Below are 24,410 nucleotides of genomic sequence, written 5' to 3' on the forward strand. Positions count from 1 at the left end.
CGAAGGCGGCTTTACGGCCTCTGACACTCACATCCGATTCGGCTCCTCGTCCTCGACCAGGGTGATGCCGTCGATCGAGCGGTCGGTGGCTGCACGCTGGGCGGTTCCGCCCTGGAGCTTGATCATGAGCCGCACCTCGTTGGCCGAGTCGGCATAGCGCAGGGCGTCCTCGTAGGTGATCTCGTCTTCCTGATAGAGGTTGAAGAGCGCCTGGTCGAAGGTGACCATGCCCTGCTCGCCGGAGCGCTTCATCAGGTCCTTGAGCTTGTGCACCTCGCCCATGCGAATGAGGTCCGCCGCCAGCGGTGTATTGAGCAGCACCTCGATCACCGCGCGGCGTCCCTGACCGCTCTTGCGCGGCGCCAGCTGCTGGGCGACGATCCCCTTGAGGTTGAGGGAAAGGTCCATGAGCATCTGGTTGCGCGACTCCTCGGGGAAGAAATTGATCACCCGGTCCAGCGCCTGGTTGGCGTTGTTGGCATGGAGCGTGGCGAGCACCAGATGGCCGGTCTCGGCGAAGGTGATGGCGTACTCCATGGTCGCCCGGGTACGGATCTCGCCGATCAGGATGACGTCGGGGGCCTGACGCAAGGTGTTGCGCAGGGCCACCTCGAAAGACTCGGTGTCCACCCCGACCTCGCGCTGGGTGATGATGCAGCCATCGTGTTCGTGGACATATTCGATCGGGTCCTCGATGGTGATGATGTGGCCCGAGCTGTGGCGGTTGCGATATCCGACCAGGGCCGCCAGCGAGGTCGACTTGCCCGTGCCGGTGGCGCCGACGAAGATGACCAGACCGCGCTTGGTCATGGCCAGGTCGCGCAGCACCGAGGGCAGCTTGAGCTCCTCCATGGTCGGGATGCGGGTCTCGATGCGCCGCAGCACCATACCCACGGCATCCCGCTGCACGAAGGCGCTGACGCGGAAACGGCCCAGAGGGGCGCGATCGAGCGCGAACTGGCACTCCTTGGTGTCATCGAATTCCGCACGCTGGCGCTCGTTCATGATCTCCATGACCATGGAGCGCGCATTGTCGGCCGTCAGCGCCTGCTTGGCGGCCGGATAGATGGCCCCGTCGATCTTGATGCTGGGCGGCCAGCCGGCGGTGATGAAGAGGTCGGAACCTCTCTTCTCGACCAGAGCACCCAGGAGTTGCTCCAGCGCTCGCTTGAAATCCATCGCCATCCTCGCTCATGGATAGACGACGCCCGGCCTCGACCGGGCGTCAGATTCGCCGGCAGGAATGTCGCCGCCGGGAGACGATCACACGAAGTCTTCCTTGTTCTGTGCCTTGGTGCGGGCATCCTTGCGCGAGACCAGCCCCTTCTGGATGAGATCCTTGAGATTCTGATCCAGGGTTTGCATGCCGTGTGCCTGGCCCGTCTGAATGGCCGAATACATCTGGGCCACCTTGGCCTCGCGGATCAGGTTGCGAATCGCGGGCGTCCCGATCATGATTTCGTGGGCCGCGACCCGTCCGCCGCCGATCTTCTTCATCAGGGTCTGCGAGACGACCGCCCGCAGCGACTCCGACAGCATGGCGCGGACCATGTCCTTCTCGGCCGCGGGGAAGACGTCGATGATACGGTCGATGGTCTTGGCGGCAGAGGTGGTGTGCAGCGTGCCGAAAACCAAGTGCCCCGTCTCCGAGGCGGTCAGGGCCAGACGGATCGTCTCCAGGTCGCGCATCTCGCCCACCAGGATGATGTCCGGGTCCTGGCGCAGGGCGGAACGCAGCGCCTCGCTGAATCCCAGGGTATCGCGATGGACCTCGCGCTGGTTCACCAGACATTTCTTGCTGGTGTGCACGAACTCGATCGGATCCTCGATGGTGAGGATGTGCGCGTACTCGTGGTCGTTGAGATGGTCGACCATCGCGGCCAGCGTCGTCGACTTGCCCGAACCGGTCGGTCCGGTGACCAGGATGAGACCGCGCGGGACGTTGATGATGTCCTTGAAGATGGCGGGCGCCTTGAGATCCTCGAGCGTCAGCACCTTGGAGGGGATGGTTCGGAAGACGGCGCCCGCGCCCCGCTTCTGATTGAAGGCGTTGACGCGGAACCGCGCCACGCCCGGGATCTCGAACGAGAAGTCGGTCTCGAGGAACTCCTCGTAGTCCTTGCGCTGCTTGTCGTTCATGATGTCGTAGACAAGCGAGTGGACCGAGCGGTGCTCCAGCGCGGGGACGTTGATCCGGCGCATGTCTCCGTCGACCCGGATCATCGGAGGCAAGCCAGCCGACAGATGCAGGTCCGAGGCGTTGTTCTTGACGCTGAATGCGAGTAGTTCGGCGATGTCCACGTATCACTCCATCAATGGCCAGCCCGAAGGCGAGAGCATGACCCCGGACCGGTGGTAGGCGGGATCGACCTCTATCGAGAGCGGCCGGCGTCCGGAGGGCAGCTTCCGGCGTGCTGGAGTCGGCCCGCTGGCCGGCCGCTCTTGCCGGGATCCTGGGATAGATTTCGACGCGAGATCCCGCCAGCAAGCCTAGCCCGAAACCCGGGTGCCGTCACAGAGGATCAGTTCACAGATCTCGACGCCGTTTCATCCGTCGCCGCACACGATCCGAGGATCCGCACCGCGAGCGCATCCGGACGGCCGGGGAGGGGCCGTCCGGGCCGAAACCAGGCTCAGTCCCCGGCCGCTTGCTCCCGCTCCAGGCGAGCGACCTTCTCCATCACCATCGACTCGAGATCGCGCTTGTAGCGGGCGATCCGCTCGCGCACGGCCGCGTCGGAGGCACCGATGATCTGGGCGGCCAGGATGCCGGCGTTCTTGGCGCCGTTGATGGCCACGGTGGCGACGGGGACCCCGGCCGGCATCTGGACGATCGAGAGGAGCGAGTCCTCGCCCGACAGGGCGGAGGTCTTCACCGGAACGCCGATCACCGGCAGCGGGGTGATGGCCGCCGCCATGCCCGGCAAGTGGGCCGCGCCGCCGGCACCGGCGACGATCACCCGCAGCCCGCGCTCCACGGCCGTCTCGGCATAGTCGTAGAGACGCCTCGGCGTGCGGTGAGCCGAGACGATGGTCATCTCGTATGAAAGGCCGAAGTCGTCGAGGACGGCGGCCGCCTCCCGCATGACCGGAAGGTCGGAGTCGCTGCCCATGATGATGCCGACCTGGGGTGGATGCTGGGTCGATGATTGACTCATGGGTGATCCTCTCCGGAGATCTCGATCAGGTCGCGAACACGTTTGGCCTTGCGCTTGGCGCTCTCGATATCCGGATCGAGCACCGTCACATGCCCCATCTTGCGATAGGGGGAGGTGGCCGCCTTGCCGTAGAGATGCAGGCAGACGCCCGGGATGGCCAGCGCCTCGTTCAAGCCCTTGATGGTCGGACGGCCACGATGGCCGGGCGCGCCCAGCAGATTGATCATGGCCGCTGGCGACAGCTGATCCGTGATCCCGAGCGGCAGCCCCACCACAGCGCGCAGATGCTGCTCGAACTGGTCGGTGACGTTGGCCTCGATGGTGTGATGGCCCGAGTTGTGGGTTCGGGGCGCCACCTCGTTGACCAGCAGCTCGCCGCTCTCGGTAAGGAACATCTCCACGCCGAAGATCCCGACGCCGTCGAGCATCTCGACCGTTCGCACGGCGAGTTCGATCGCCGCATCGGCGGTCGCCTGCGAAACATCGGCAGGCGCCAGCAGCATCTCGAGCACGTTCTCGCCGGGTCGGAAGCACATCTCGACCACCGGATAGCAGCGGCACTCGCCGTCCAGACCGCGGGCGACCACCACCGCCAGCTCCTTAGCGGCCGGAACGAAGCGTTCCAGCAGCGAGGGCACGGGCAGATGTGCCCTGTAGTCCTCGGCCGACTTCATGATGGAGACGCCGCGGCCGTCGTAGCCGCCCCGGCGCGCCTTCTGAACCAGCGGATAGCCGAACTCGGCGAATGCCTCCGGGCTCGGCTCGGGCATGGCGACGAAGGGCGCGGTCGAGATGCCCGCGTCGGCGAGCGCCTGCTTCTGGGTCAGCTTGTCCTGGATCAGCGCCAGCACCTTGGGCGAGGGATGGAATCTGTGCCCCTCGCGCTCGAGCTGGAGCAATGTCTCGGTATCGATGTCCTCGATATCGAAGGTGGTGACGTCGCAGAGCTCGGCAAGCTCGCGCAGCTTCGCCGGATCATGGTAGTCGCCGATGATCTGATGACCGGCGACCTGGCTGGCGGGCGAGCCGGGAGTCGGATCCAGCACCACGCAGGTGCAACCCAGCCGCTTGGCGGCCTTGGCCATCATGCGACCGAGCTGACCGCCACCGATGATGCCGATACGGGCAAGAGGTAAAGGGAATACGTCCATGGCGCAATCATCTGCGTTATGAGAGAAATTGGGAAGCCCCGAGATCGGACGGAGCCAATGCAACAGGTTCCAGACCATGATGGTCCGGATCGCCTGTGTGGAGGACGAAGCCCTTTCCGGCCTCGCATGGCACTGGGGGGCGGCCCGCCTGGAGATCGCGATCGGCGAGCCCTGGATGGCGCGAGCGCGTCGCGTCCGGGAGCCGATCCCGTAGGGGAATCGGCTCTCGCGGACGACGGCGCTACTTTAGCACTCTATGGGGTATCGATCCCGGCGGATTGAGGGGCCGTCGAGCCGGAACGGCCGTATTCGGCCTTGGAACCGGTGAGATCCCAGGCGAAGGTGCAGTCCAGATGGGACAGCACCGATATCATCCCGCTCTCGCCGTCCTCGACCATGAGTGCGACCGGGGCGCGTTTCCCGAACCGCTTGTTGCCCCGTCGGATCCAGAGACGGCGCATCTCGGGATTGCGCGGAAAATAGGTGAGCAGCGCCTCCTGGATCCGCGACAGATAGGCGACGCGCCGGTTCACCCGGGGATCGTCGGGAAAGGGCTCGTCGTCGCGGAACCGCCCCACGTGTCTGGTTTTGATCGACTGGGGCAGCTCCAGGATCCTTGCGACGTCGCTGGCCGCCAGCCCCCAGTCGTCGAGCAGATCCATGGTGCGCCGGGTCATGGAACGGCGCTCGTCGAGCGTGAATTCGGTCGTGCGTTCCACCAGACAGGACTCCTGCGCCGCTGGCGCGATGGTTTCGGGCCTGGGTAGGAGGTGGCGTCTGACGAGCGCGGATGCAACCGCTCAGGATCGGGTGACGCGGGTGATGCGGGTGACCAGGGGAACCCGTCTGAGACGACGGATGATGCAGGCCAGATGGGCGCGGCTGCGCACCAGGATGAGGAACTCCAGATCCGTGGTCATGCCGTCCTTCTCGCGCGACTGGACGTTCTCGATATTGGACCCCTGCTCGGCGATGGCGCCCGCCACGACGGCCAGCGCACCGCGCCGATTGCCGGTCTCGACCCGGATCTCGGTGGGAAACTCGCCCTCGGGCTCGCTGGACCACTCGATGTGCAGCAGCTTGTCCTTCTTGCCCTCGAGACCGCCGAGGTTGCGGCATTCGCTGCGGTGGACCACGATGCCCCGGCCGGGACTGAAGAGCGCGGTGATATCGTCTCCGGGAATCGGACGGCAGCAGCGGGCGAAGCTCACCACCATCCCCTCGGTGCCGCGAATCGCCAGGCGGTGCGGATGCAGATCCTTGTCGGCTCCGGACTCGCCGATGCCCGACTCGCCGGCGGGATCCTCGGACTCGGCGTCGATCAGACGCCGAGCCACCAGCGCCGCCAAGCGGTTGCCGAGTCCGATCTCGGCGAAGAGATCGTCGACGTCCTTGAGCTTGGCCTCTTCCAGATAGGCCGCCAGCCGGATCGCATCGACCCGGTCGATATCGTTGTTGAAGAGGGCCAGTTCGGCATTCAGCAGACGCCGCCCGAAGGCCCGGGCCTCGCGCAGCTTGATGTTCTTGAGATGGCCGCGGATGTTGACTCGCGCCTTGGCGGTCACCACGAAATTGAGCCAGCCCGGATTGGGGCGGGCGCCCGGGGCGGTGATGATCTCGACCGTCTGTCCGTTGCGCAATGTGGTGCTCAGCGGGGCCATGCGGCGGTCGATGCGGGCCGCGACGCAGCTGTTGCCGACATCCGAGTGGATGGCATAGGCGAAGTCGACCGCCGTCGCCCCGCGCTTGAGCGACAGGATGCGCCCCTTGGGCGTGAAGAGGTAGACCTCGTCCGGGAAGAGGTCGACCTTGACATGCTCCAGGAACTCGACCGAATTCCCCGCCTCGCGCTGCATCTCCAGGAGATTCTGCAGCCAGTCGGCCGCCAGCGCCGCCGGATTCGAGCCGGCCTGGCCGCCATTCTTGTACATCCAGTGCGCGGCGATCCCGGATTCCGCGACGCGATGCATGTCCTCGGTGCGGATCTGGATCTCGATCTGAATCCCCTGCGGACCGACCAGCGCGGTGTGGAGCGCCTGGTAGCCATTGGCCTTGGGAATGGCCACATAGTCCTTGAACCGGCCCGGCACGGGCTTGTAGAGATTGTGCACCAGACCCAGAACCCGATAGCAGGTGTCGACCCGATCGACCGTCACGCGGAAGGCGAAGACGTCCAGCAGTTCGGAGAAACCGCGCGACTTGTCGCGCATCTTGCGGTAGATGCCGTAGAAGTGCTTGCGGCGCCCCTCGACCGCGCCCTGGATGTCCTCCTGCAGCAGGGCGCGCTTGAGTGCCGTCTCCACCATTGAGACCATCTCGATCCGAGCACCCGAGGTCCTCTGCACCGCACGCTGGATCACCTGCCGGCGCCACGGCCAGTAGTGGGCGAAGGCCAGATCCTCCAGCTCGACCCGGATCCAGTTGATCCCGAGCCGATTGGCGATCGGGGCGAAGATGTCCAGGGTCTCGCGCGAGATGCGCCGGCAGGCCTCGGCGCTCATGGCGTCGAGGGTGCGCATGTTGTGCAGCCGGTCGGCGAGCTTGATGAGGATCACCCGGATATCGCGGGTCATCGCCAGCAGCATCTTCTGCAGACTGGCCGCCTGGGCCTCGGCACGCGATTTGAAGTCGATCTGGGTGAGCTTGCTGACCCCGTCGACGAGTTCGGCGACATCGTCCCCGAAGGTGGCCGCGACCTCCTCCTTGGGGATCTGGGTGTCCTCGATGACGTCGTGCAGCAGGGCGGCGATCAGACACTTGTGGTCCATGCGCATCTCGGCCAGGATGCGCGCCACCGCGAGCGGATGGTAGATGTAGGGCTCGCCCGACTTGCGCTTCTGGCCCTCGTGGGCCTCGGCGCCGAACAGATAGGCGCGATAGCACTCGGCGACCTGATCCGGAGGCAGATAGCCCTCCAGATAGGCGCAGAGATCGCTGACCAGATAGCGCCCGTCCGAGATCTGTGTCGCCTTCGAAGGCTTGGGAGACATTTCGGAGGCCGCAGTCTCGGTCTGGGGCTCTAGCCCCATGGACGAGGAGATAGCGGCCGTCGACATCTCGAGATTACCCTTTCGATCTCAGCTCCAAGGACGCGCGTCATGGCGATGCAGAACCCAGGCGCGGAACGGTATGTTCCACGATCGGCGATCGCACATCGCTGGCGACGCTATTCCTTGGCGTCCCGCGGCGGCTCGGGCTGCTGTTTTCCCGCATCAGCGGAGAGTTCCTCGGCCAGCGCCTGCTCCAGGGCCGCGGCGGTCTCGTCCATCTCGCGCTGCGCCTCCTGAACCATGGCATTGGAGATGTTCCCGGCGGCGATCTCGCGCAGGGCCATCACCGTCGGCTTGTCGTTCTCCCAGGCCAGGGTCGGCTCGACGCCGTTGGCCAGCTGACGCGCGCGCTTGGTCGCCAAAAGCACCAGATTGAACCGGTTGTCCACATGGTTGAGGCAATCCTCGACCGTAATTCTCGCCATTCTCGTTTCCTCAGATCAAAATCTTCAATTCGGTCGTCGGTCCAGCGGATCCAACAGCGGCGCCAGACGTGGTCTCTGCTGGCCCAGGCGCAGCCGCTCGGCCGTGGCGATCGCCGCGAGCGCATCGAGCGCGGTCTCGAAGCGATCGTTGACGACCAGATAATCGTATTCGGCGTAATGCAGCATCTCGTCGTGCGCCTGCTGCATGCGTCGCGCGATCACCTCGTCGGCATCCGTACCCCGTCCCCGCAGCCGGCGCTCCAGCTCCTCGACCGACGGGGGCAGGACGAAGACGCTCACCGCATCCTCGAAGCGTTGCCTGACCTGGCGGGCGCCCTGCCAGTCGATCTCGAGCACCAGATCCTGGCCGCATTCGAGACAGTCGCGCACATCCGGCTCGCGGGTGCCGTAGAGGTTGCCGAAGACCTCCGCATGCTCGAGGAAGACACCGGCGGCGATCTCGCTGCGAAAGCGCTCCCGGTCCAGGAAATGGTAATGCACGCCGTCACTTTCACCGGGCCGGGCTGCCCGCGTGGTGCAGGATACGGATAAGGTCAGGGCGGGATCGCGCTCGAGCAATGCCTTGACCAGGCTGGTCTTGCCGGCGCCCGAGGGTGCCGACAGGATGAAGAGAATGCCTCGAGCCATTGCCGCCTCGTCTCTCGCCTCACTCATTCCAGATTCTGAACCTGCTCGCGCATCTGCTCGATCAGGACCTTCATCTCCACGGCCTCGCGGGTCACGGCCACGTCCGCCGACTTGGAGCCCAGCGTATTGGCCTCGCGATTGAGCTCCTGCATCAGGAAATCCAGGCGTCGCCCGACCGGCTCGCTGCGGGTGAGCACGTCCCTGACCTCGGCCGCATGGGCCTCCAGCCGGTCCATCTCCTCGTCGACGTCGAGCTTGGCCGCCAGCAGGGCGATCTCCTGCTCCAGACGGATGGGATCCAGCTCGGTCTGCAACTCGGCCAGGCGCTCGGCCAAGCGCTTTCTGACCCCGGCAAGCACCTCGGGCATCCTGGAGCGCACCCGCTGAACCGATTCCTGAAGACGGTCGCAGCGATCGCGCAGCAATTGCTCCAGCCGGGCGCCCTCGCGCTCGCGCGTCTCGAGCAGCGTCGCGATCGCGACGTCCAGAAGCCCCATCGCCGTCTCGGTCAGGCTGTCCAGATCCGCCTCCTGCTCCTGGATGACGCCCGGCCAGCGCAGCACCTCGAAGGGTGAGGGCTCGGCCCCCCGGCCGATCATCATCCCAACCTCGTGCCCGGCCTCCAGCAGCTGCTCGACGAAGGGCCTGTTGATTCGCAGCGACCCCACGGATCCGACCGACGGGGTAAAGCGCAGCGAGCAATCGACCTTGCCGCGCTGGAGACGTGTGCCGAGCCGGGCGCGCACCGCGACGTCGAGCGCGCGCAGCTCCTCCGGCAGACGGATGTGCGGCTCGAGATACCTGTGATTGACCGTACGGATCTCCCAGGTCAGTTCACCGAAGTCGCAAGTCCGGGACTCACGGGCGAAGGCCGTCATGCTCTTGATCATGTCGAGGGGTATCTCTTGGGGGCGGTGAGGGCGCCTACGCAGAATGCGGCGGAAAGACCGCATAGGATCGGTCTATTATACCGGCTGAATCAAGTCATCGTCCGCCCGGAACCGGAGCCGAATCCTTAGATCATGGCAGCCGCAAGAGAAACATTGCCCTCCGGCACCCGGGTCGGCACCTACCGGATCCTCAAGCCGATCGCCAAGGGCGGTTTCAGCCTCATCTATCTGGCCACGGACGAGGACAACGGCGAGGAGGTGGTGATCAAGGAGTACATGCCGAAGAAGATCGCCAAGCGCGACCCGGAGCAACGCATCGTACCCATCAGCCCCGACTATACAGAAAACCTGCATCACGGGCGCAAGTTGTTCTTTCAGGAGGTCAAGGCGCTGGCCTCGCTGCAGCATCCCAACATCGTGCGGGTCCTGGCCTTCATCCTCGCCAACGACACCGGCTATCTGGTGATGCCCAACGAGCGCGGCCGCAATCTGGGCACCTATCTGCACGAGCGCAAGGGCGGACTCAGCACCACCTTCATCCTCGACGTCTTCGTGCCCATCCTCGACGCCCTGGCACTGCTGCACCGGCGTTCCATGCTGCATCTCGACGTCAAGCCGGGCAACATCCATCTGCGCCACGGCAACCAGCCCCTGCTGCTGGACCTGGGTGCCGTGCACCCCCTGCACCGCGGACGCTCGCGTGGAGGCCAGGTGATCACCGCCGGCTATTCCCCGGTCGAGCAGTACTTCCGGGCCGGGCAGGTCGGCCCCTGGACCGACGTCTACGCGGTGGGCGCCAGCATCCGGACCTGCATGGAGGGACGCACCCCGCAGCCGGCGCCCGAGCGCCAGAAGGAGGACAAGGTGGTCCCGGCCAAGGAGGCACTGAGTGACCGCTATCCGGATTTCCTGCTCGAGGCCGTCGACTGGTCCCTGTCCATGGACGCGGCCCAGCGCCCCCAGGACGCCGCCGAACTGCTCGAGGTCCTGACCCCGCATCTCGAGGATTCCCAGCTCAGCCGCATGACGGAAGCGAGCGCCGAAATCGAGGGCGACAGCCGTCGGCGGTGACCGACGGCTCACATCCCTGGAATCGCCCCCCGCCCTAAACTAAAGGCCGATCGGGCTTGGCGGCCCGATCGATCGGACAGACTCCTGGTCATGCGCTGGCGCATGGCGACGACGACATCGACAACGAAGACATCAGTGAACATTCAGGCGCACGAAGAACTGAAAGGAAAGATCTGGGAGATCGCAAACCGGCTCAGGGGACCCTACAGACCGCCGCAATATCGCCTGGTCATGCTCCCCATGGTCGTACTGCGGCGGCTCGACTGCGTCCTCGAGCCGACCAAGGACGCCGTTCTCGAGCAGCGAGACGCCTTGGAAGCGAGACGGATGCCCGAGGCCGCCATGGAGCGGCTGCTCGGCAAGGCCGCCGATCCGAACCGCAAGCACCCCCTCTACAACACCAGCCGCTACACCTTCGCACGTCTGCTCGGCGACGCCGAGAACATCGCGCCCAATCTGGTCGCCTACATCAACGGTTTCTCGCCGACCGCGCGGCGCATCTTCGAGCGCTTCAAGTTCGCGGACCAGATCGAGAAGCTGGACGCCAGCAACCGACTCTTCACCATCGTCAAGGCCATGGCCGAGCTCGATCTGCACCCCGGCCGGGTCGACAACCTCCAGATGGGCTATCTGTTCGAGCATCTGGTGATGCGCTTCAACGAGCAGGCCAACGAAGAGGCCGGAGACCACTTCACGCCGCGCGAGGTCATCCGCCTCATGGCCAACCTCATCTACACCGGCGAGCAGGACGTCTACAGGCCCGGCATCTACCGCACCATCTACGATCCCGCCTGCGGCACCGGCGGCATGCTCTCCGAGTCCGAGAAGCTGATCCTCTCCCAGAACGACCGCGCCCGGCTCGCGCTCCACGGCCAGGAATACAACGACGAGTCCTGGGCCATCTGCTGCTCCGACATGCTCATCAAGGACGAGGACACCGCCAACATCGTCCTCGGCGATACCCTGGGCGACGGCAAGACCCGCGACGGCTTCGAGGGCGAGCGCTTCCACTACCTGATGGCCAACCCGCCCTTCGGCGTCGAATGGAAGGATCAGGAAAAGTTCGTCAAGGAAGAGCACAAGAAACAGGGCTTCGCGGGCCGCTTCGGCGCCGGGCTGCCGGCGATCAACGACGGCTCGCTGCTGTTCCTCCAGCACATGATCGCCAAGATGCACCCCTACGCCGAGGGTGACGAGGACCGGCCCGGCTCCAAGATCGCCGTCGTCTTCAACGGCTCGCCGCTCTTCTCCGGCGACGCCGGGTCGGGGCCGTCCAACATCCGACGCTGGATCATCGAGAACGACTGGCTCGACGCCATCGTCGCACTACCCGACCAGCTCTTCTACAACACCGGCATCTTCACCTACGTCTGGCTGGTGACGAACCGCAAGCCGCCCGAGCGGCGCGGCAAGGTGCAGCTGATCGACGGCACCCGCTTCTTCCAGAAGATGCGAAAGAGCCTCAACAACAAGCGCAACGAGATCACCGAGGAGCAGATCCGCCACCTGACACGCCTCTACGGCCACGACCGGGACGGCGAGACGGCCGAGGTCCAGATCGACGGACAGACCGAGACCCGCGTCGTCTCCCGCATCTTCGAGAACCGCGAATTCGGGTTCCTCAAGGTCACGGTCGAACGCCCCCTGCGCATGAACTTCGAGGCCACCCAGGAGCGCATCGCCAGACTCGACGACCAGACCGCCTTCGCCAATCTGGCGACCTCGAAGAAGCGGAAGGACAAGGCACAGGCCGAACGCGAGATCGAAGAGGGGCGGAAGTTGCAGGAGGCCATCCGCAACCTGCTCGCGACGCTCGAAGGACGGGGATGCTACATGGACCGCGCGGCGTTCGAGGCCGACCTGATGCAGGCCGCGAAGAGGGTAGACCTCAAGCTCCCGGCCCCGATCAAGAAGGCCATCTTCGCCGCCCTCGGCGAGCGCGACCCGATTGCGGCGATCTGCCGCGACGGCAAGGGGCGCCCCGAGCCCGATACCGAACTGCGCGACACCGAGAACATCCCGCTCCCGCCCGGTACCACGCTCCCCCTGCCGATGGACTTCGGCCCGGACAAGCCCAACGACCGGCTGGTCGCCGCCTTCCGCGACGAGATCGACGCCTACATGGCGCGCGAGGTGCTGCCCCACGTACCCGACGCCTGGGTGGACTACGACAAGACCAAGGTCGGCTACGAGATCCCGATCAACCGGCATTTCTATGTCTACAAGCCGCCGCGCCCGTTGGATGAGATCGAGGCGGACATCGCCCAGCTCGAAGGAGAGATCGCCGGGCTGCTGAAGGGGCTCATTGCATGAGTGGGCAGTGGGGGGCGAGCAACGTGCCGGTCGTCAACCGATGTCGTGTCGCAGGATCTCGCTGCACTCATCCCCCCCGCACCCCGCTTGTACAGTATCAATAGTGCAACTAGACTGCACTGATGGGCAGCCTTGAGAAGATCCGACAGGACGCGCTGGCAAACCCCGCGAATCTGCGGTTCGCGGATCTTCGCAAGCTGTGTGAGCACTACTTTGGCAACCCGCGTCAGTCGGGCAGCCATCTGGTCTTCAAGACACCCTGGCCGGGTGATCCCAGGGTCAATATCCAAGATCGCGGGGGGAAGGCGAAGCCGTGCCAGGTCAAACAAGTCCTGGCCGCAATCGACAGGCTCGAACATGGTTGATCCAAAGCATTACACCTATCGCGTGATCTGGTCCGCCGAAGACGGTGAGTTCGTCGGTCTGTGCGCCGAATTCCCGAGTCTGTCGCATCTGGACGACACCCAGACCAGTGCGCTGGAAGGCATCACCCGCCTGGTTGCCGACGTCGTCGCGGAGATGCAAGCGACTGGCGAAACGCCGCCCGCGCCCATCGCCGACCGCGAATATTCGGGGCGATTCCAGGTGCGGATCACACCGGAGCTGCATCGGCGACTCGCCATCCGCGCGGCCGAGGCGAACGTCAGCCTGAACCGGATCGTGTGCGACCAGCTTGCGAAGCCTTGAGCCTGGCGTATGAAAGGAGTTGGCATGACCAAGATCGGCTACGAGATCCCGATCAACCGGCATTTCTACGTCTACAAACCGCCGAGTCCGCTGGATGAGATCGAGGCAGGCATCGCCCAACTCGAAGGGGAGATTGCTGGGTTGTTGAAGGGGTTGGAGGAATGACAACCGCCGCCCAGAAAGCGCGTGCCACATATGGAAACTTGCCGGAAGGGTGGACACGCCGGCGTCTTCGCTGGGATGTCCGACTGAACCCCAAGAAGTCTTGCCTGGACATGGATCCCGAGGAACGCGTGTCCTTTGTCCCTATGGATGCCGTCGGTGAGTATGGTGGTCTCCGCCTCGAAGAGACCCGCGAACTGGCGGACGTCTACGATGGCTACACCTACTTCGCCGAGGGCGATCTGTGTATCGCCAAAATCACGCCATGCTTCGAAAACGGGAAAGGTGCGATTGCCGAAGGGCTTACCAATGGCGTCGGGTTCGGCACGACCGAACTGCATGTGGTTCGCTCAGGGCCGGACATCGATCGGCGATTCCTGTTTTATATCTCGATAGCGGACGATTTCCGGAAGCTCGGCGAGTCAGAAATGTACGGAGCAGGCGGTCAGAAGCGGATCGACGAGGGGTTCATCAAAGACTGGACGCCGCCTCTCCCACCCCTCGCTACGCAACGACGCATCGCGCGGTTTCTAGATGAGAAGACGGCGCAAATCGACGGGCTGATCGAGAAGAAGCGCGCGCTGCTGGACCGGCTGGCCGAGAAGCGCCAGGCCCTCATCACCCGTGCGGTCACAAAGGGCCTCAACCCCGACGCCCCCATGAAACCTTCCGGCATCGACTGGCTCGGTGAGATTCCGGCGCATTGGGACTGCTGCGGCCTAGGTCAGAAGATAAAGCTTCAACGTGGTGTAGACATTACGAAGGACAAACGGATTGAAGGCCCATTTCCTGTCATCTCTTCGGGCGGAATCGACTACTTCCACGACACAGCGTTATGTGCCGGACCTGGAGTTTTGATCGGCAGAAAGGGCTCTGCCGGGAAACTACATTACGTAGAAACCGACTTTTGGCCTCACGACACCACTCTTTATGTTCGGGAGTTTCGCGGGAATGAGCCCAAGTTCGTTTGGTATTTGCTGCATACTCTCGACCTAACCAGCTTTGATACAGGTTCGTCGAATCCCACGGTTAATCGGAACCGTATCCACCCAATGAGGACTGCTTGGCCGAGTCCGCGTGAACAAGCGGTGATCGCATCCCAGCTGGATATTGAGCTCGAAGCAACCGGGAATATAGACATCAAAATAGGCTTTTCAATACAAAAGCTTGAGGAGTACCGCTCTGCCCTCATCACCGCCGCCGTCACCGGCCAGATCGCGGAACTGCGCTGACCTTTGGCGTACCGCATGAACTCGATCATGGCGTCAAACCAAGGCGAGCATGGCTGCCCGGCGCGGCGCAACCATCACCCATCGATCGGCTGCGCGACCAGCTTCACGCCCAGTGCATGACACACCCGGTTGATGGTATCGAAACGCGGCTTCGCATCCGCGCGCAGCGCCTTGTAGAGCGCCTCACGCGCGATCCCGCTCGCCTTGGCGATCTCGGTCATGCCGCGCGCGCGGGCGATATCGCCGATGGCGGCCGCGAGCAACGCGGGATCGTCCTCCTCCAGCACGATGGTCAGATACTCGGCGATGGCCTGGTCGTCCTCCAGATGCTCGGTCATGTCGAACTCGGGCAGATCGGCGATGCGGATCTTCTCGGTCATGACTCAATCCTCCAAGATCGAGGCCGAGCATTGTAGGATGCGGAGAGGCACGAACCGCATCCAACGGAAAACTGTTTTCTGGAAATCACTCAATGGAGCGGCGCACACCAATTCGCTGAGCAGACTTCGAGGGACTCGGTATGTCCAGACACAGGGAGCGCGATTTCGAAACCGCCATCGAGGCCGACCTGACCAGCGCGGGCGGTTACCAGAAGCGCGCGCCGACGGACTACGAGGAATCGCTGGCCCTCTTCCCCGAGGATGTCACCGGCTTTCTGCAGGACAGCCAGCCGGCCAAATGGGCGGCGCTGGAGGCGCTGCTCGGACCCAAGACGACCTCGACCGTGCTGGACAATCTGGCCAAGGAACTGGAGCTCAAGGGCACACTGCACGTCCTGCGTCACGGGTTCAAGTGCTACGGCAAGACCTTCCGCATGGCCTATTTCCGGCCGAACACCCGCATGAATCCCGAGGCGGCGGAGCAGTACGCCCGTAACCGCCTGACCATCACGCGCCAGGTCGGCTTCGCCTCGGTCATGAAAAAACCCGGCGGGGGGCACAAGCGCTGCGTCATCGACCTGACCCTGGCCGTCAATGGCATCCCGGTCGTCACTGCGGAGCTGAAGAACCCGCTGACCGGGCAGCGCGCCGCCGATGCGATCCGCCAGTACGCGCACGAGCGTGACGAGCGCGACCTCCTGTTCGCCTTCAAGAAGCGCGCCCTGGTGCATTTCGCCGTCGACCCTGACGAGGTCTGGATGACGACCCGACTCGAGGGCAAGGCGACCCGTTTCCTGCCCTTCAACCGGGGCCACGACCAGGGCGCCGGGAACCCGCCGGTGGAGGGGAACTGGAAGACCCACTACCTCTGGGACGAGGTGCTGCGGGCCGACAGCCTGCTGGAGATCCTGCAGCGCTTCATGCACCTGGAGGTCAGGGAGACGCCGGTCAAGACCGACAAGGGCGTGCGCACGGTCAGGAAGGAGACCCTGATCTTTCCGCGCTATCACCAGCTCGACGCGGTCCGCCGGCTGGTCGCGCACGCCCAGTCCCATGGCGCGGGCCGGAACTATCTGATCCAGCACTCGGCCGGATCGGGCAAGTCGAACTCCATCGCCTGGCTCGCGCACCGTCTGGCGAGCCTGCACGATGCGCAGGACGAGAAGGTGTTCCACTCCGTCATCGTGGTCACCGACCGGCGCGTGCTCGATCAGCAGTTGCAGGCGACCATCCATCAGTTCGAGCACAAGACCGGCGTGGTCGAGAAGATCGACGAGGACACCCAGCAGCTCGCCCGCGCCCTGTCGCAGGGCACGCCCATTGTCATCACGACCATCCAGAAATTCCCCTTCATCTCCCAGGCGCTCTCGACGCTGGAAAAGAACGGCAGCGGCGTGACGATCGACACGGCGGGCAGGCGCTTCGCCGTCATCGTCGACGAGGCGCACTCGTCCCAGAGCGGCGAGACCGCGACGGCGCTCAAAGGCATGCTGAACCAGGACGGGATCGAGGCGGCGATCGCCGCCCAGCTCTCGGGGGAGGAGGACGAGGCGCTGTCCGAGGAGGCCAGGGCCGCCGTGCTGCGCGATGCGCTCCGACGCGCCCGGCAGCCGAACCTGAGCTTCTTCGCCTTCACGGCCACGCCGAAATTCAAGACCAAGGCCCTGTTCGACGAGCCCGGTCCGTCCGGCACCGCCCCCTTTCACCTCTACTCCATGCGGCAGGCCATCGAGGAGGGTTTCATCCTGGATGTGCTCCAGAACTACACCACCTACAAGCGCTTCTTCGGCCTGATCAAGCAGATCGAGCAGGACCCGGACGTCCCGCGCAAGAAGGCAGCCAAGGCGCTGACCCGCTATCTGGAGCTGCATCCGGTCAACATCGAGCAGGTCGTCTCGGTCATCGTCGAGCATTTCCGGCTCACCGTGATGCACGAGCTCGGCGGGCGGGCCAAGGCCATGGTGGTGACCGGCTCCCGCCTCGCCGCCGTGAGGTACAAGCGCGCCTTCGACCGCTACATCGGAGAGCAGGGCTACGGCGGCATCCGCTCCCTGGTGGCCTTCTCGGGCACGGTCGAGGATCCGGACGACCCCGGATCCTCCTACACCGAGGTGGCGATGAACGGCGGACTGGCCGAGACCGCGTTGCCAGAGACCTTCGAGCGCGACGACTACCGGGTGCTGCTGGTCGCCGACAAGTACCAGACCGGCTTCGACCAGCCGTTGCTGCAGACCATGTATGTGGTGAAGCGCCTCGCCGGCGTGCAGGCGGTCCAGACGCTCTCGCGCCTCAACCGCACGGCACCGGGCAAGTCGCGCACCTTCGTGCTCGACTTCGCCAACGAGGAGGACGACATCCACCAGGCGTTCAGGCCCTACTACGAGACGACGCCGGTCGGCGAGAACGCCGATCCGCATCGTCTCTCGGAGCTGCAGCACCGGCTGCTGGAATGGGCGATCTTCACGCCGGCGGACGTCGATGCCTTCGCCGAGGTCTGGTACCGCGCCAAGCGCGACCACTCGGCGAAGGATCACAGGCTGATGAATGCCGTGCTCGACGCGGTCGTGGAGCGCTTCCAGGCGCATGACGAAGAGGCGCGCGAGGAGTTCCGCGGCCAGCTCACGGCCTATCGCAACCTCTACGCCTTCCTGTCGCAGATCATTCCCTACCAGGACAGCGACCTCGAACGCCTCTATGCCTTCGTGCGCAACCTGCTGGCCAAACTCCCGCCGCCCGGCGACGGGCAGGGCTTCGTTCTGGACGACGAGGTGGCGCTGCGGTTCTTCCGGCTCCAGCAGATGACCGAGGGCTCCATCGACCTCTCGCGGGGCGAGCCCTATCCCCTGAAGGGACCGACCGATGTCGGCACCGGCGGCGTCAGAGACGAGGCGGTCGCCCTGTCGAGCCTGATCGACCGTCTCAACGAACGCTTCGGCACCGACTTCACCGAGGCCGACCAGCTGTTCTTCGACCAGATTCGGGCCTCGGCGGAAATCGACGAGACCATCGCTGAAGCGGCTCGCGCCAACAACTTCACCAACTTCGCCGCCTATCTGGAACGGATGCTGGACGAGCTGTTCATCGCCCGCATGGAGGGCAACGAGGAGATCTTCTCCCGGGTGATGACGGACGCCGAGTTCCGCGCGGCTGCGCACGAGCACCTGGCGCGCGAGATCTTCCGCCGTGTGCGGGAGAGCGAAGAGGTGTCGTGATCGGCGCCCTCCTACCCCTCGATCTCGAACAGGTTTAGGCAGCAATGATGAATTCCGGTCATGATCGCCGTGCGCGACCTCGCTCAGGAGCGGCCGATCACCGTGCTGCCATTGTTGGGCACAAGCATTGTTCCGCCTCGTCGATAGATGTATAAACACACAAACACCCAGCCAAGGTGCCGAATCCTCATGACTCGTTGGAATGTCGCCGTCTCGGATGAAACGGATCAGGCGCTGCGTCTCTTCCTGGCGAGCCGGGGCGGGGGACGCAAAGGGGATCTGTCGCGCTTCATCGAGGAGGCGGTGCGGTCGCATATCCTGGAACTCAGCGCCGCAGAGGCCAAGGCGGCCAATGCCGAAACCACCGAGCAGGATATCGGCGCCATGGTCGACGAGGCACTCGCCTGGGCCAGACGCTAGTCATGCGCGTGGTGCTGGACACCAACATCCTTTTCAGCGCCCTGATCTCGCCTCACGGCTCCCCCGACCGCATCTATCGGGCATGGCGATCCGCGCGCTTCGAGTTCGTGACCTCGAGCGCACAGCTGGAGGAGATCCGCCGCGCCAGCCGCTACCCGAAACTGCAAACGGTCCTGCAGCCCGCGAAAGTCGGTCTGATGATCAACAATCTGCAGCGTGCCCTGGTACTCGATGAGCTTCCCGGCGGCTTCGAGGCCGAGGACCCGGACGATGCCTTTCTACTCGCCATGGCCCAGGCGGGCGATGCGGATTATCTGGTGACGGGCGACCGCCGGGCGGGCTTGCTGCAACGCGGCTCGGTGGAACGTGCGCGTATTCTGACCCCGGCCGACTTTTGTGCCGAGGTGCTGCGGCGCCACTGACCGAAGCCGCGCTGGCGGCAACCTTCGACACGCACACGACAAGACCCAGACAGGAGATACACGCCTCATGAGACCCTCTCAACGCCGTCCCGACCAGTTGCGCCCGCTCCGCTTCACCCGTGGCTTCACCCGCCATGCGGAGGGTTCGGTCCTGGTCGAGTTCGGCGACACCCGGGTGCTCTGCACCGCCAGCATCGAGGCCCGGGTCCCGCCCTTCCTCAAGGGACAGGGCAAGGGTTGGATCACCGCCGAGTACGGCATGCTTCCGCGCGCGACCGGCGAGCGCACCCCGCGCGAGGCGGCCAGGGGCAAGCAGGGCGGACGCACTCTGGAGATCCAGCGTCTCATCGGCCGCGCGCTGCGCGCCGCCGTGGACCTGAACGCGCTCGGCGAGCGCACCATCACACTCGACTGCGACGTGCTCCAGGCCGATGGCGGCACCCGCACCGCCTCCATCACGGGGGCCTGGGTCGCGCTGCGCGACGCCATCGACCAGCTGCGCGCCAAGGGCGAGCTCGCGACCGATCCCATCCAGGCCCAGATCGCCGCCGTCTCGGTCGGCATCTTCGAGGGCACGCCCGTGCTGGACCTGGACTATGCCGAGGACAGTTCGGCCGAGACCGACATGAATCTGGTCATGGACGGGGAGGGACGCTTCATCGAGGTCCAGGGCACCGCCGAGGGCGTGCCCTTCAGCCGCGCCGAACTGGACGCGCTGCTCGAGATCGGCGCCGCCGGCATCCGCGAGATCCAGGCGGCACAGCGCGCCGCGCTCGGTCTCGCGTCCTGACCCGGGCCGCCAGCGAGGAGCGACCGCATGAGCCAAACCCATCGGGACGAAACCGTCGTCCTGGCCAGCAACAATGCCGGCAAGGTCCGCGAGATCGGCCAGCTGCTGGCCGGGGCTCGCATCCGCATCCAGCCCCAGGGCGAGCACGGGGTTCCCGAGGTCGAGGAGACCGGACTCACCTTCGTCGAGAACGCCATCCTCAAGGCGCGCAACGCCGCGCGTCACAGCGGCCTGCCGGCCATCGCGGACGATTCGGGGATCGAGGTGGACGCGCTCAAGGGCGCGCCCGGGATCTATTCGGCCCGCTATGCCGGACCCGGCGCCTCGGACGCAGAGAATCTCCAGAAACTCTTGAAGGACCTCGAAGGCCGTCCCGAGGAGGAACGCAACGCACGCTTCCAGTGTCTGCTGGTCTATCTCCGGCATGCCGAGGATCCGACCCCCATCATCTGCCAGGGCACCTGGGAGGGCCGCATCCTCACCGCGCCCCGAGGCGGGAACGGGTTCGGCTACGACCCCGTCTTCTTCGTCCCGACCCACGGCTGCAGCTCCGCCGAGCTGGATCCGGAGACCAAGAACCGGCTCAGCCATCGCGGCCAGGCGCTGCGCGCGCTGCAGCGGATCCTGGAAGGCGCCCCGGCGGCCGATTGACTCAAGACAGGGCCTTGGTCATCCTTTCGACCGCCCGGCGGCTCAACCGCCGAAGGTCCGCGCAGCGGACCCTACGGACCTTGGTTTCGAGTAGGGTCCGCTGTGCGGACCAAGCGCCGCTGGCCGGAGAAACGATCGAGGCTCAAGACAGCGAACCCGCAACCGACATCCAATGACGATCGACGATATCCCAACCAGACTCGGCCAGGTCCAGGATCGGCTTCTGGCCGCCTGCGAGCGCGCCGGACGCGCACCCGACAGCGTCGCCCTCATCGCCGTGAGCAAGAAGCAGCCGGCCGAGGCCATCCGCGCCGCCTACTGTGCCGGCCAGCGGATCTTCGGCGAGAGCTATCTGCAGGAGGCGCTCGACAAGATGGCCGAGCTGACCGACCTCGACATCGAGTGGCATTTCATCGGCCGCATCCAGTCCAACAAGACGCGCCAGATCGCGAGCCATTTCGACTGGGTGCACGGTCTCTCCGACCCAGACCATGCCCGCCGGCTCAACGACCAGCGGCCGCCCGAGAGGCCGCCGCTGAACGTCTGCATGCAGATCAATCTGAGCGGCGAGGACAGCAAATCGGGCATCGAGCCCAAACGGGCCGCGGAGCTGCTCGCCGCCTGCCTGGCGCAGCCGCGCCTGCGGGTGCGCGGTCTCATGACCCTTCCGGCACCCTGCGACGAGGAGGACGGACAGCGCATCCCCTTCCGCCGGTTGCGCGAGCTGCGTGACGCACTGGCCTCCGCCGAGCATCCGCTGGACTATCTCTCGATGGGCATGTCGGACGATCTGGAGGCCGCCGTCCTCGAGGGCGCGACCCACGTCCGCATCGGGACGGCAGTCTTCGGCCCGCGTCCGTATAATTGAGATCCTGGGTGCCGCGCGGGTGCGGCGCCAGGCTTCGAATCCACGTATCCGGGGTAGACATGTCCACAGCCAGGATCGCCTTCATCGGTGGCGGCAACATGGCCACCAGCCTGATCGCCGGCCTGATCGCCGACGGCTATGCGCCGCAATCCATCCAGGTCTCCGATCCCGATCCGGATCGGCGTCACAGGCTCCAGGCCAGCTTCGGGGTCCGCGCCTTCGCCGACAACCGCGAGGCCCTCGAGGCGGCCGAAACGGTCGTGCTCTGCATCAAGCCGCAGATGGCCGCCGAGGTCTGCGCCGATCTCGCGCCCGTCCTCGTCGATCTGCGCCCTCTGGTGCTCTCCATCATGGCCGGCGTGCCCGAATCCGCCCTGCAGCGCTGGTTCGGCGGCGAACTGGCCGTCGTGCGCGCCATGCCCAACACGCCGGCGATGCTCCAGACCGGGGCTATCGGGCTGCACGCCAGCCCCGAGGTCGACGCCGAGGGCCGCAACCGCGCCGAAACCATCATGCGCGCGGTCGGGCTGGTGCGCTGGGTCGAGGAGGAGAGCCGAATCGACGCCGTCACCGCCATCTCGGGGAGCGGCCCGGCCTATTTCTTCCTCTTCATGGAGGCGATGGAGGAGGCCGGCATCGCGCTCGGTCTCGACGCCCAGACGGCCCGGCTGCTGACCATTCAGACGGCCCTGGGCGCGGCCAAGATGGCGATGGAGAGCAACGATCCACCGGCCCGGCTGCGCGAACAGGTGACCTCCCCCGGAGGCACCACCGAGCGCGCACTCGCCGTCTTCAACGAGGCCGATCTGCGCGCCCTGGTCGCCAAGGCCGCGACCGCCGCCTGCGACCGTGCCGCCGAGCTCTCCAGAACCCTGTCGGAGGATGCATGACGAACTCCTATCTGCTCGATCCGCTCGTCTTTCTCGTACAAACCCTGTTCGGGCTCTATACCGCCGTGGTCGCCCTGCGCTTCCTGCTGCAGTGGGTACGGGCGGACTTCTACAATCCCATCTCGCAGTTCGTGGTCAAGATCACCTCGCCCGTCCTGCGTCCGCTGCGGCGCTTCATCCCCGGCTACGGGGGTCTGGATCTCGCCGCCCTGCTGCTGGTCTGGCTGCTGATCGCGGTCGAATACGGCCTGATCGCGATGATCGCGGGACTCGACCGATCGCCGCTGGGCGCCTTCGGCTGGGCCATCCCGGGCGTGGTCGAGCTCTTCATCAATATCTTCCTGTTCTCGGTCCTGATCCGGGTCATCCTGAGCTGGGTCAATCCAGATCCCTACAACCCGGCCGTGGCCCTGCTCGACCGCATCACCGACCCGGTGATGCGCCCGGCCCAGCGTCTGATCCGCCCGATCGGCGGCATCGACCTCTCGCCCATGCTGGTGATGATCGGTCTGGTGCTGCTCAACATGCTGCTCATTCCGCCGCTCCAATGGCTGGTGAGGAGCCCCTTCTGAGCCGCGTGAGATGGGCTGGTATCGCTGGAACGGCACGGATCTGGAACTCTCCCTGAGGGTCCAGCCGCGCGCGCCCAAGGACTGTTTCGACGGACCCGATCCGGGCGGCGAGCATTATCGCGTCCGCATCAAGGCGCCCCCGGTCGACGGCAAGGGCAACGAGGCGCTACGGCGCTTCGTCGCCAAGTCCTTCGGCGTAGCGCCCTCGCGGATCGAGATCATCGGCGGGGAGCACGCGCGCTACAAGCGGCTGAGGATCCCTGAGCCCAAGAGCCTTCCCATCCCGATCGAACCGAACTGATCGGACGCAGGGAAGCATCCTGTCAGCTGGCCAGCCGTCGGCGCAATGCCAAGGCAAGGCCGAGAGCGGACCCGAACAGCCAAATGCCGCCAGGCAAGGGGACGGTAGTCGAACTGCCCGCGATCAACTTCATATAGTTGGAGCCATAGTCGAATGAGAAATCCAGTGCTCCACAGTTATCGCATAGAAAAGAGTCGAAACTGCCGCTAACCCCCCCATCGGCTAGCAGGAACTCGAAGGTATCTCCTTCCTTGGGAAGGTATCCATCGAGGAAACTGATCTCGAGCGTACCTCCGAGGATGGACGCTTGCCCGCCGATGTCGAGGGTATCGAACACGGACTCCCCTGCAATTTCGATCAGCAACGTCGAGCCCGCAAGCTGCTCGTAATCGCCATCGATGATCAGGGTTCCTGGCGAATTCCCAGGCCCAACCAGGCCGTAATTCACGAGATCTCCGACGATCGAGCCAGTACCGAAAAGGCTACCTCCGCTCGTCACGGTCAGGGACCCGTCCGCCGCACCGCTCGGGGTTCCTGGACCCACGACAACGGCCGCCGTACTGCCAGCGACTTCGATCGTGGCACCGGATCCCAGGCTGAAGGTATCGGCCACATGCAGATCGCGGGCCTCCGTATCGGTGGAAGCCATGCGGATGGTGCCGTCGTTGAAGGACTCGAGGCTGCCGAGATCGATACCCGCGGTATCCTCAATCGTGATATCGGTCTTCTTGAGTTGCTTGATCTTGGAGAGATCGACCAGGCTATCCTCACCGGTGGCGCTGACGCTGATCTTCCCTCCCACCCGAGCATCGGAATAATCCTTAAGCTGAGTAAGACCCGAAAGATCCACCTTGCCGCCATCACTAGCGATAATTCTCAAAGCAGCTGTACCCACATAATTACGCCGAACTGTCTCGATCATGCTTAAATCGAGAAGACTTCCCGATCCAGAGGCAGTGAAATGTCTATACGCTGCATCGCTATTGCCTCGACCACTCCAGGAATTAACCGCCGTGCTCAGCGTTGCACCGCTATAGGCATAGAGATCCGTTCCATCAAGAGCGATCGAACTGAGATTTAAAACACTACCCGATTTGGCAGTAACACTCGAATCGAT

At 64.9% G+C, this 24,410-nt stretch carries 26 protein-coding genes; 15 read left to right on the forward strand and 11 right to left on the reverse strand.

From position 1 onward, the window contains the following. Window positions 1–27 precede the first annotated feature (27 nt). From D779_RS05995 to D779_RS06035, 9 genes are all read right to left on the reverse strand, one after another. Window positions 28–1,179 carry a PilT/PilU family type 4a pilus ATPase gene (locus D779_RS05995; protein WP_043751088.1) on the reverse strand — a complete coding sequence of 384 codons (1,152 nt, stop codon included), beginning with the start codon at window positions 1,177–1,179 and terminating at the stop codon, window positions 28–30. 84 nt (window positions 1,180–1,263) lie between these two features. After that, window positions 1,264–2,301: a type IV pilus twitching motility protein PilT gene (locus tag D779_RS06000; protein ID WP_043751014.1), complete on the reverse strand. Its 1,038-nt coding sequence runs from the start codon at window positions 2,299–2,301 to the stop codon at window positions 1,264–1,266. A 332-nt stretch (window positions 2,302–2,633) separates the two neighbouring features. Further along, window positions 2,634–3,158: a 5-(carboxyamino)imidazole ribonucleotide mutase gene (gene purE / locus D779_RS06005; RefSeq protein WP_043751017.1), complete on the reverse strand. Its 525-nt coding sequence runs from the start codon at window positions 3,156–3,158 to the stop codon at window positions 2,634–2,636. Beyond that, window positions 3,155–4,309: a 5-(carboxyamino)imidazole ribonucleotide synthase gene (locus tag D779_RS06010; RefSeq protein WP_043751091.1), complete on the reverse strand. Its 1,155-nt coding sequence runs from the start codon at window positions 4,307–4,309 to the stop codon at window positions 3,155–3,157. The genes purE and D779_RS06010 overlap by 4 nt, the downstream gene beginning before the upstream one ends. A gap of 254 nt (window positions 4,310–4,563) precedes the next feature. Beyond that, the gene (locus tag D779_RS06015; protein ID WP_052347878.1) at window positions 4,564–4,986 is read right to left on the reverse strand and encodes a hypothetical protein; all 423 of its coding nucleotides are present in this window, start codon (window positions 4,984–4,986) and stop codon (window positions 4,564–4,566) included. 123 nt (window positions 4,987–5,109) lie between these two features. After that, window positions 5,110–7,299: a RelA/SpoT family protein gene (locus D779_RS06020; RefSeq protein WP_052347879.1), complete on the reverse strand. Its 2,190-nt coding sequence runs from the start codon at window positions 7,297–7,299 to the stop codon at window positions 5,110–5,112. A gap of 176 nt (window positions 7,300–7,475) precedes the next feature. After that, window positions 7,476–7,784 carry a DNA-directed RNA polymerase subunit omega gene (rpoZ, locus tag D779_RS06025; protein WP_043751022.1) on the reverse strand — a complete coding sequence of 103 codons (309 nt, stop codon included), beginning with the start codon at window positions 7,782–7,784 and terminating at the stop codon, window positions 7,476–7,478. 24 nt (window positions 7,785–7,808) lie between these two features. Further along, window positions 7,809–8,432 carry a guanylate kinase gene (gene gmk / locus D779_RS06030; RefSeq protein ID WP_043751096.1) on the reverse strand — a complete coding sequence of 208 codons (624 nt, stop codon included), beginning with the start codon at window positions 8,430–8,432 and terminating at the stop codon, window positions 7,809–7,811. 23 nt (window positions 8,433–8,455) lie between these two features. Further along, a complete protein-coding gene (locus D779_RS06035; protein WP_043751025.1) occupies window positions 8,456–9,322 on the reverse strand; it encodes a YicC/YloC family endoribonuclease in 867 nt (288 codons plus the stop codon). 132 nt (window positions 9,323–9,454) lie between these two features. Between D779_RS06035 and D779_RS06040 the strand changes: the two genes are divergently transcribed. The 6 genes from D779_RS06040 to D779_RS06060 all read left to right on the forward strand — a co-directional run bounded on the left by D779_RS06040 (window position 9,455) and on the right by D779_RS06060 (window position 14,787). Further along, the gene (locus D779_RS06040; protein WP_043751028.1) at window positions 9,455–10,393 is read left to right on the forward strand and encodes a serine/threonine protein kinase; all 939 of its coding nucleotides are present in this window, start codon (window positions 9,455–9,457) and stop codon (window positions 10,391–10,393) included. 135 nt (window positions 10,394–10,528) lie between these two features. After that, entirely contained in the window at window positions 10,529–12,706 is a 2,178-nt protein-coding gene (locus D779_RS06045) for a type I restriction-modification system subunit M (RefSeq protein WP_043751030.1), read from the forward strand. Between the two features lie 122 nt (window positions 12,707–12,828). Then, window positions 12,829–13,071: a toxin HicA gene (locus D779_RS06050; protein WP_043751033.1), complete on the forward strand. Its 243-nt coding sequence runs from the start codon at window positions 12,829–12,831 to the stop codon at window positions 13,069–13,071. Window positions 13,072–13,093: 22 nt separating this feature from the next. Next, window positions 13,094–13,393, forward strand: a complete 300-nt coding sequence (locus D779_RS06055; protein ID WP_232424083.1) for a type II toxin-antitoxin system HicB family antitoxin — start codon at window positions 13,094–13,096, stop codon at window positions 13,391–13,393. Between the two features lie 24 nt (window positions 13,394–13,417). Continuing rightward, window positions 13,418–13,558, forward strand: coding sequence for a hypothetical protein (locus D779_RS22130; protein ID WP_157726333.1), 141 nt, complete (start codon window positions 13,418–13,420; stop codon window positions 13,556–13,558). A 110-nt stretch (window positions 13,559–13,668) separates the two neighbouring features. After that, window positions 13,669–14,787 (forward strand): restriction endonuclease subunit S, encoded by a 1,119-nt coding sequence (locus tag D779_RS06060; RefSeq protein WP_198295674.1) that lies wholly within the window; start codon window positions 13,669–13,671, stop codon window positions 14,785–14,787. Between the two features lie 74 nt (window positions 14,788–14,861). Here D779_RS06060 and D779_RS06065 read toward each other — a convergent pair whose 3' ends face one another. Then, window positions 14,862–15,167, reverse strand: a complete 306-nt coding sequence (locus tag D779_RS06065) for an addiction module antidote protein (RefSeq protein WP_043751044.1) — start codon at window positions 15,165–15,167, stop codon at window positions 14,862–14,864. Between the two features lie 140 nt (window positions 15,168–15,307). On the opposite strand from D779_RS06065, the gene D779_RS06070 reads away from it, so the two are divergent. The 9 genes from D779_RS06070 to D779_RS06110 all read left to right on the forward strand — a co-directional run bounded on the left by D779_RS06070 (window position 15,308) and on the right by D779_RS06110 (window position 23,293). Then, window positions 15,308–18,379, forward strand: coding sequence for a type I restriction endonuclease subunit R (locus tag D779_RS06070; RefSeq protein ID WP_043751045.1), 3,072 nt, complete (start codon window positions 15,308–15,310; stop codon window positions 18,377–18,379). 189 nt (window positions 18,380–18,568) lie between these two features. Beyond that, complete coding sequence (locus tag D779_RS06075; RefSeq protein ID WP_043751048.1) at window positions 18,569–18,799, forward strand: ribbon-helix-helix domain-containing protein; 231 nt, start codon at window positions 18,569–18,571, stop codon at window positions 18,797–18,799. A 2-nt stretch (window positions 18,800–18,801) separates the two neighbouring features. Beyond that, window positions 18,802–19,221, forward strand: coding sequence for a putative toxin-antitoxin system toxin component, PIN family (locus tag D779_RS06080; RefSeq protein WP_043751051.1), 420 nt, complete (start codon window positions 18,802–18,804; stop codon window positions 19,219–19,221). Between the two features lie 67 nt (window positions 19,222–19,288). Then, window positions 19,289–20,011, forward strand: a complete 723-nt coding sequence (rph, locus tag D779_RS06085) for a ribonuclease PH (protein ID WP_043751053.1) — start codon at window positions 19,289–19,291, stop codon at window positions 20,009–20,011. A 27-nt stretch (window positions 20,012–20,038) separates the two neighbouring features. Continuing rightward, the gene (rdgB, locus tag D779_RS06090) at window positions 20,039–20,662 is read left to right on the forward strand and encodes an RdgB/HAM1 family non-canonical purine NTP pyrophosphatase (protein WP_043751056.1); all 624 of its coding nucleotides are present in this window, start codon (window positions 20,039–20,041) and stop codon (window positions 20,660–20,662) included. A gap of 172 nt (window positions 20,663–20,834) precedes the next feature. After that, window positions 20,835–21,530, forward strand: a complete 696-nt coding sequence (locus D779_RS06095; RefSeq protein ID WP_269747370.1) for a YggS family pyridoxal phosphate-dependent enzyme — start codon at window positions 20,835–20,837, stop codon at window positions 21,528–21,530. Between the two features lie 59 nt (window positions 21,531–21,589). Further along, entirely contained in the window at window positions 21,590–22,420 is an 831-nt protein-coding gene (gene proC / locus D779_RS06100) for a pyrroline-5-carboxylate reductase (protein ID WP_043751059.1), read from the forward strand. Beyond that, window positions 22,417–22,992, forward strand: a complete 576-nt coding sequence (locus D779_RS06105; protein WP_043751063.1) for a YggT family protein — start codon at window positions 22,417–22,419, stop codon at window positions 22,990–22,992. The genes proC and D779_RS06105 overlap by 4 nt, the downstream gene beginning before the upstream one ends. 10 nt (window positions 22,993–23,002) lie before the next feature. After that, window positions 23,003–23,293 (forward strand): DUF167 domain-containing protein, encoded by a 291-nt coding sequence (locus D779_RS06110; protein ID WP_043751066.1) that lies wholly within the window; start codon window positions 23,003–23,005, stop codon window positions 23,291–23,293. Between the two features lie 22 nt (window positions 23,294–23,315). Here D779_RS06110 and D779_RS06115 read toward each other — a convergent pair. Then, window positions 23,316–24,410, reverse strand: a 1,095-nt coding sequence (locus tag D779_RS06115; RefSeq protein ID WP_232424084.1) for a hypothetical protein, incomplete at its 5' end; no start/stop codon positions are given.

The organism is Imhoffiella purpurea, assembly GCF_000585215.1.
Taxonomy (GTDB): domain Bacteria; phylum Pseudomonadota; class Gammaproteobacteria; order Chromatiales; family Chromatiaceae; genus Imhoffiella; species Imhoffiella purpurea.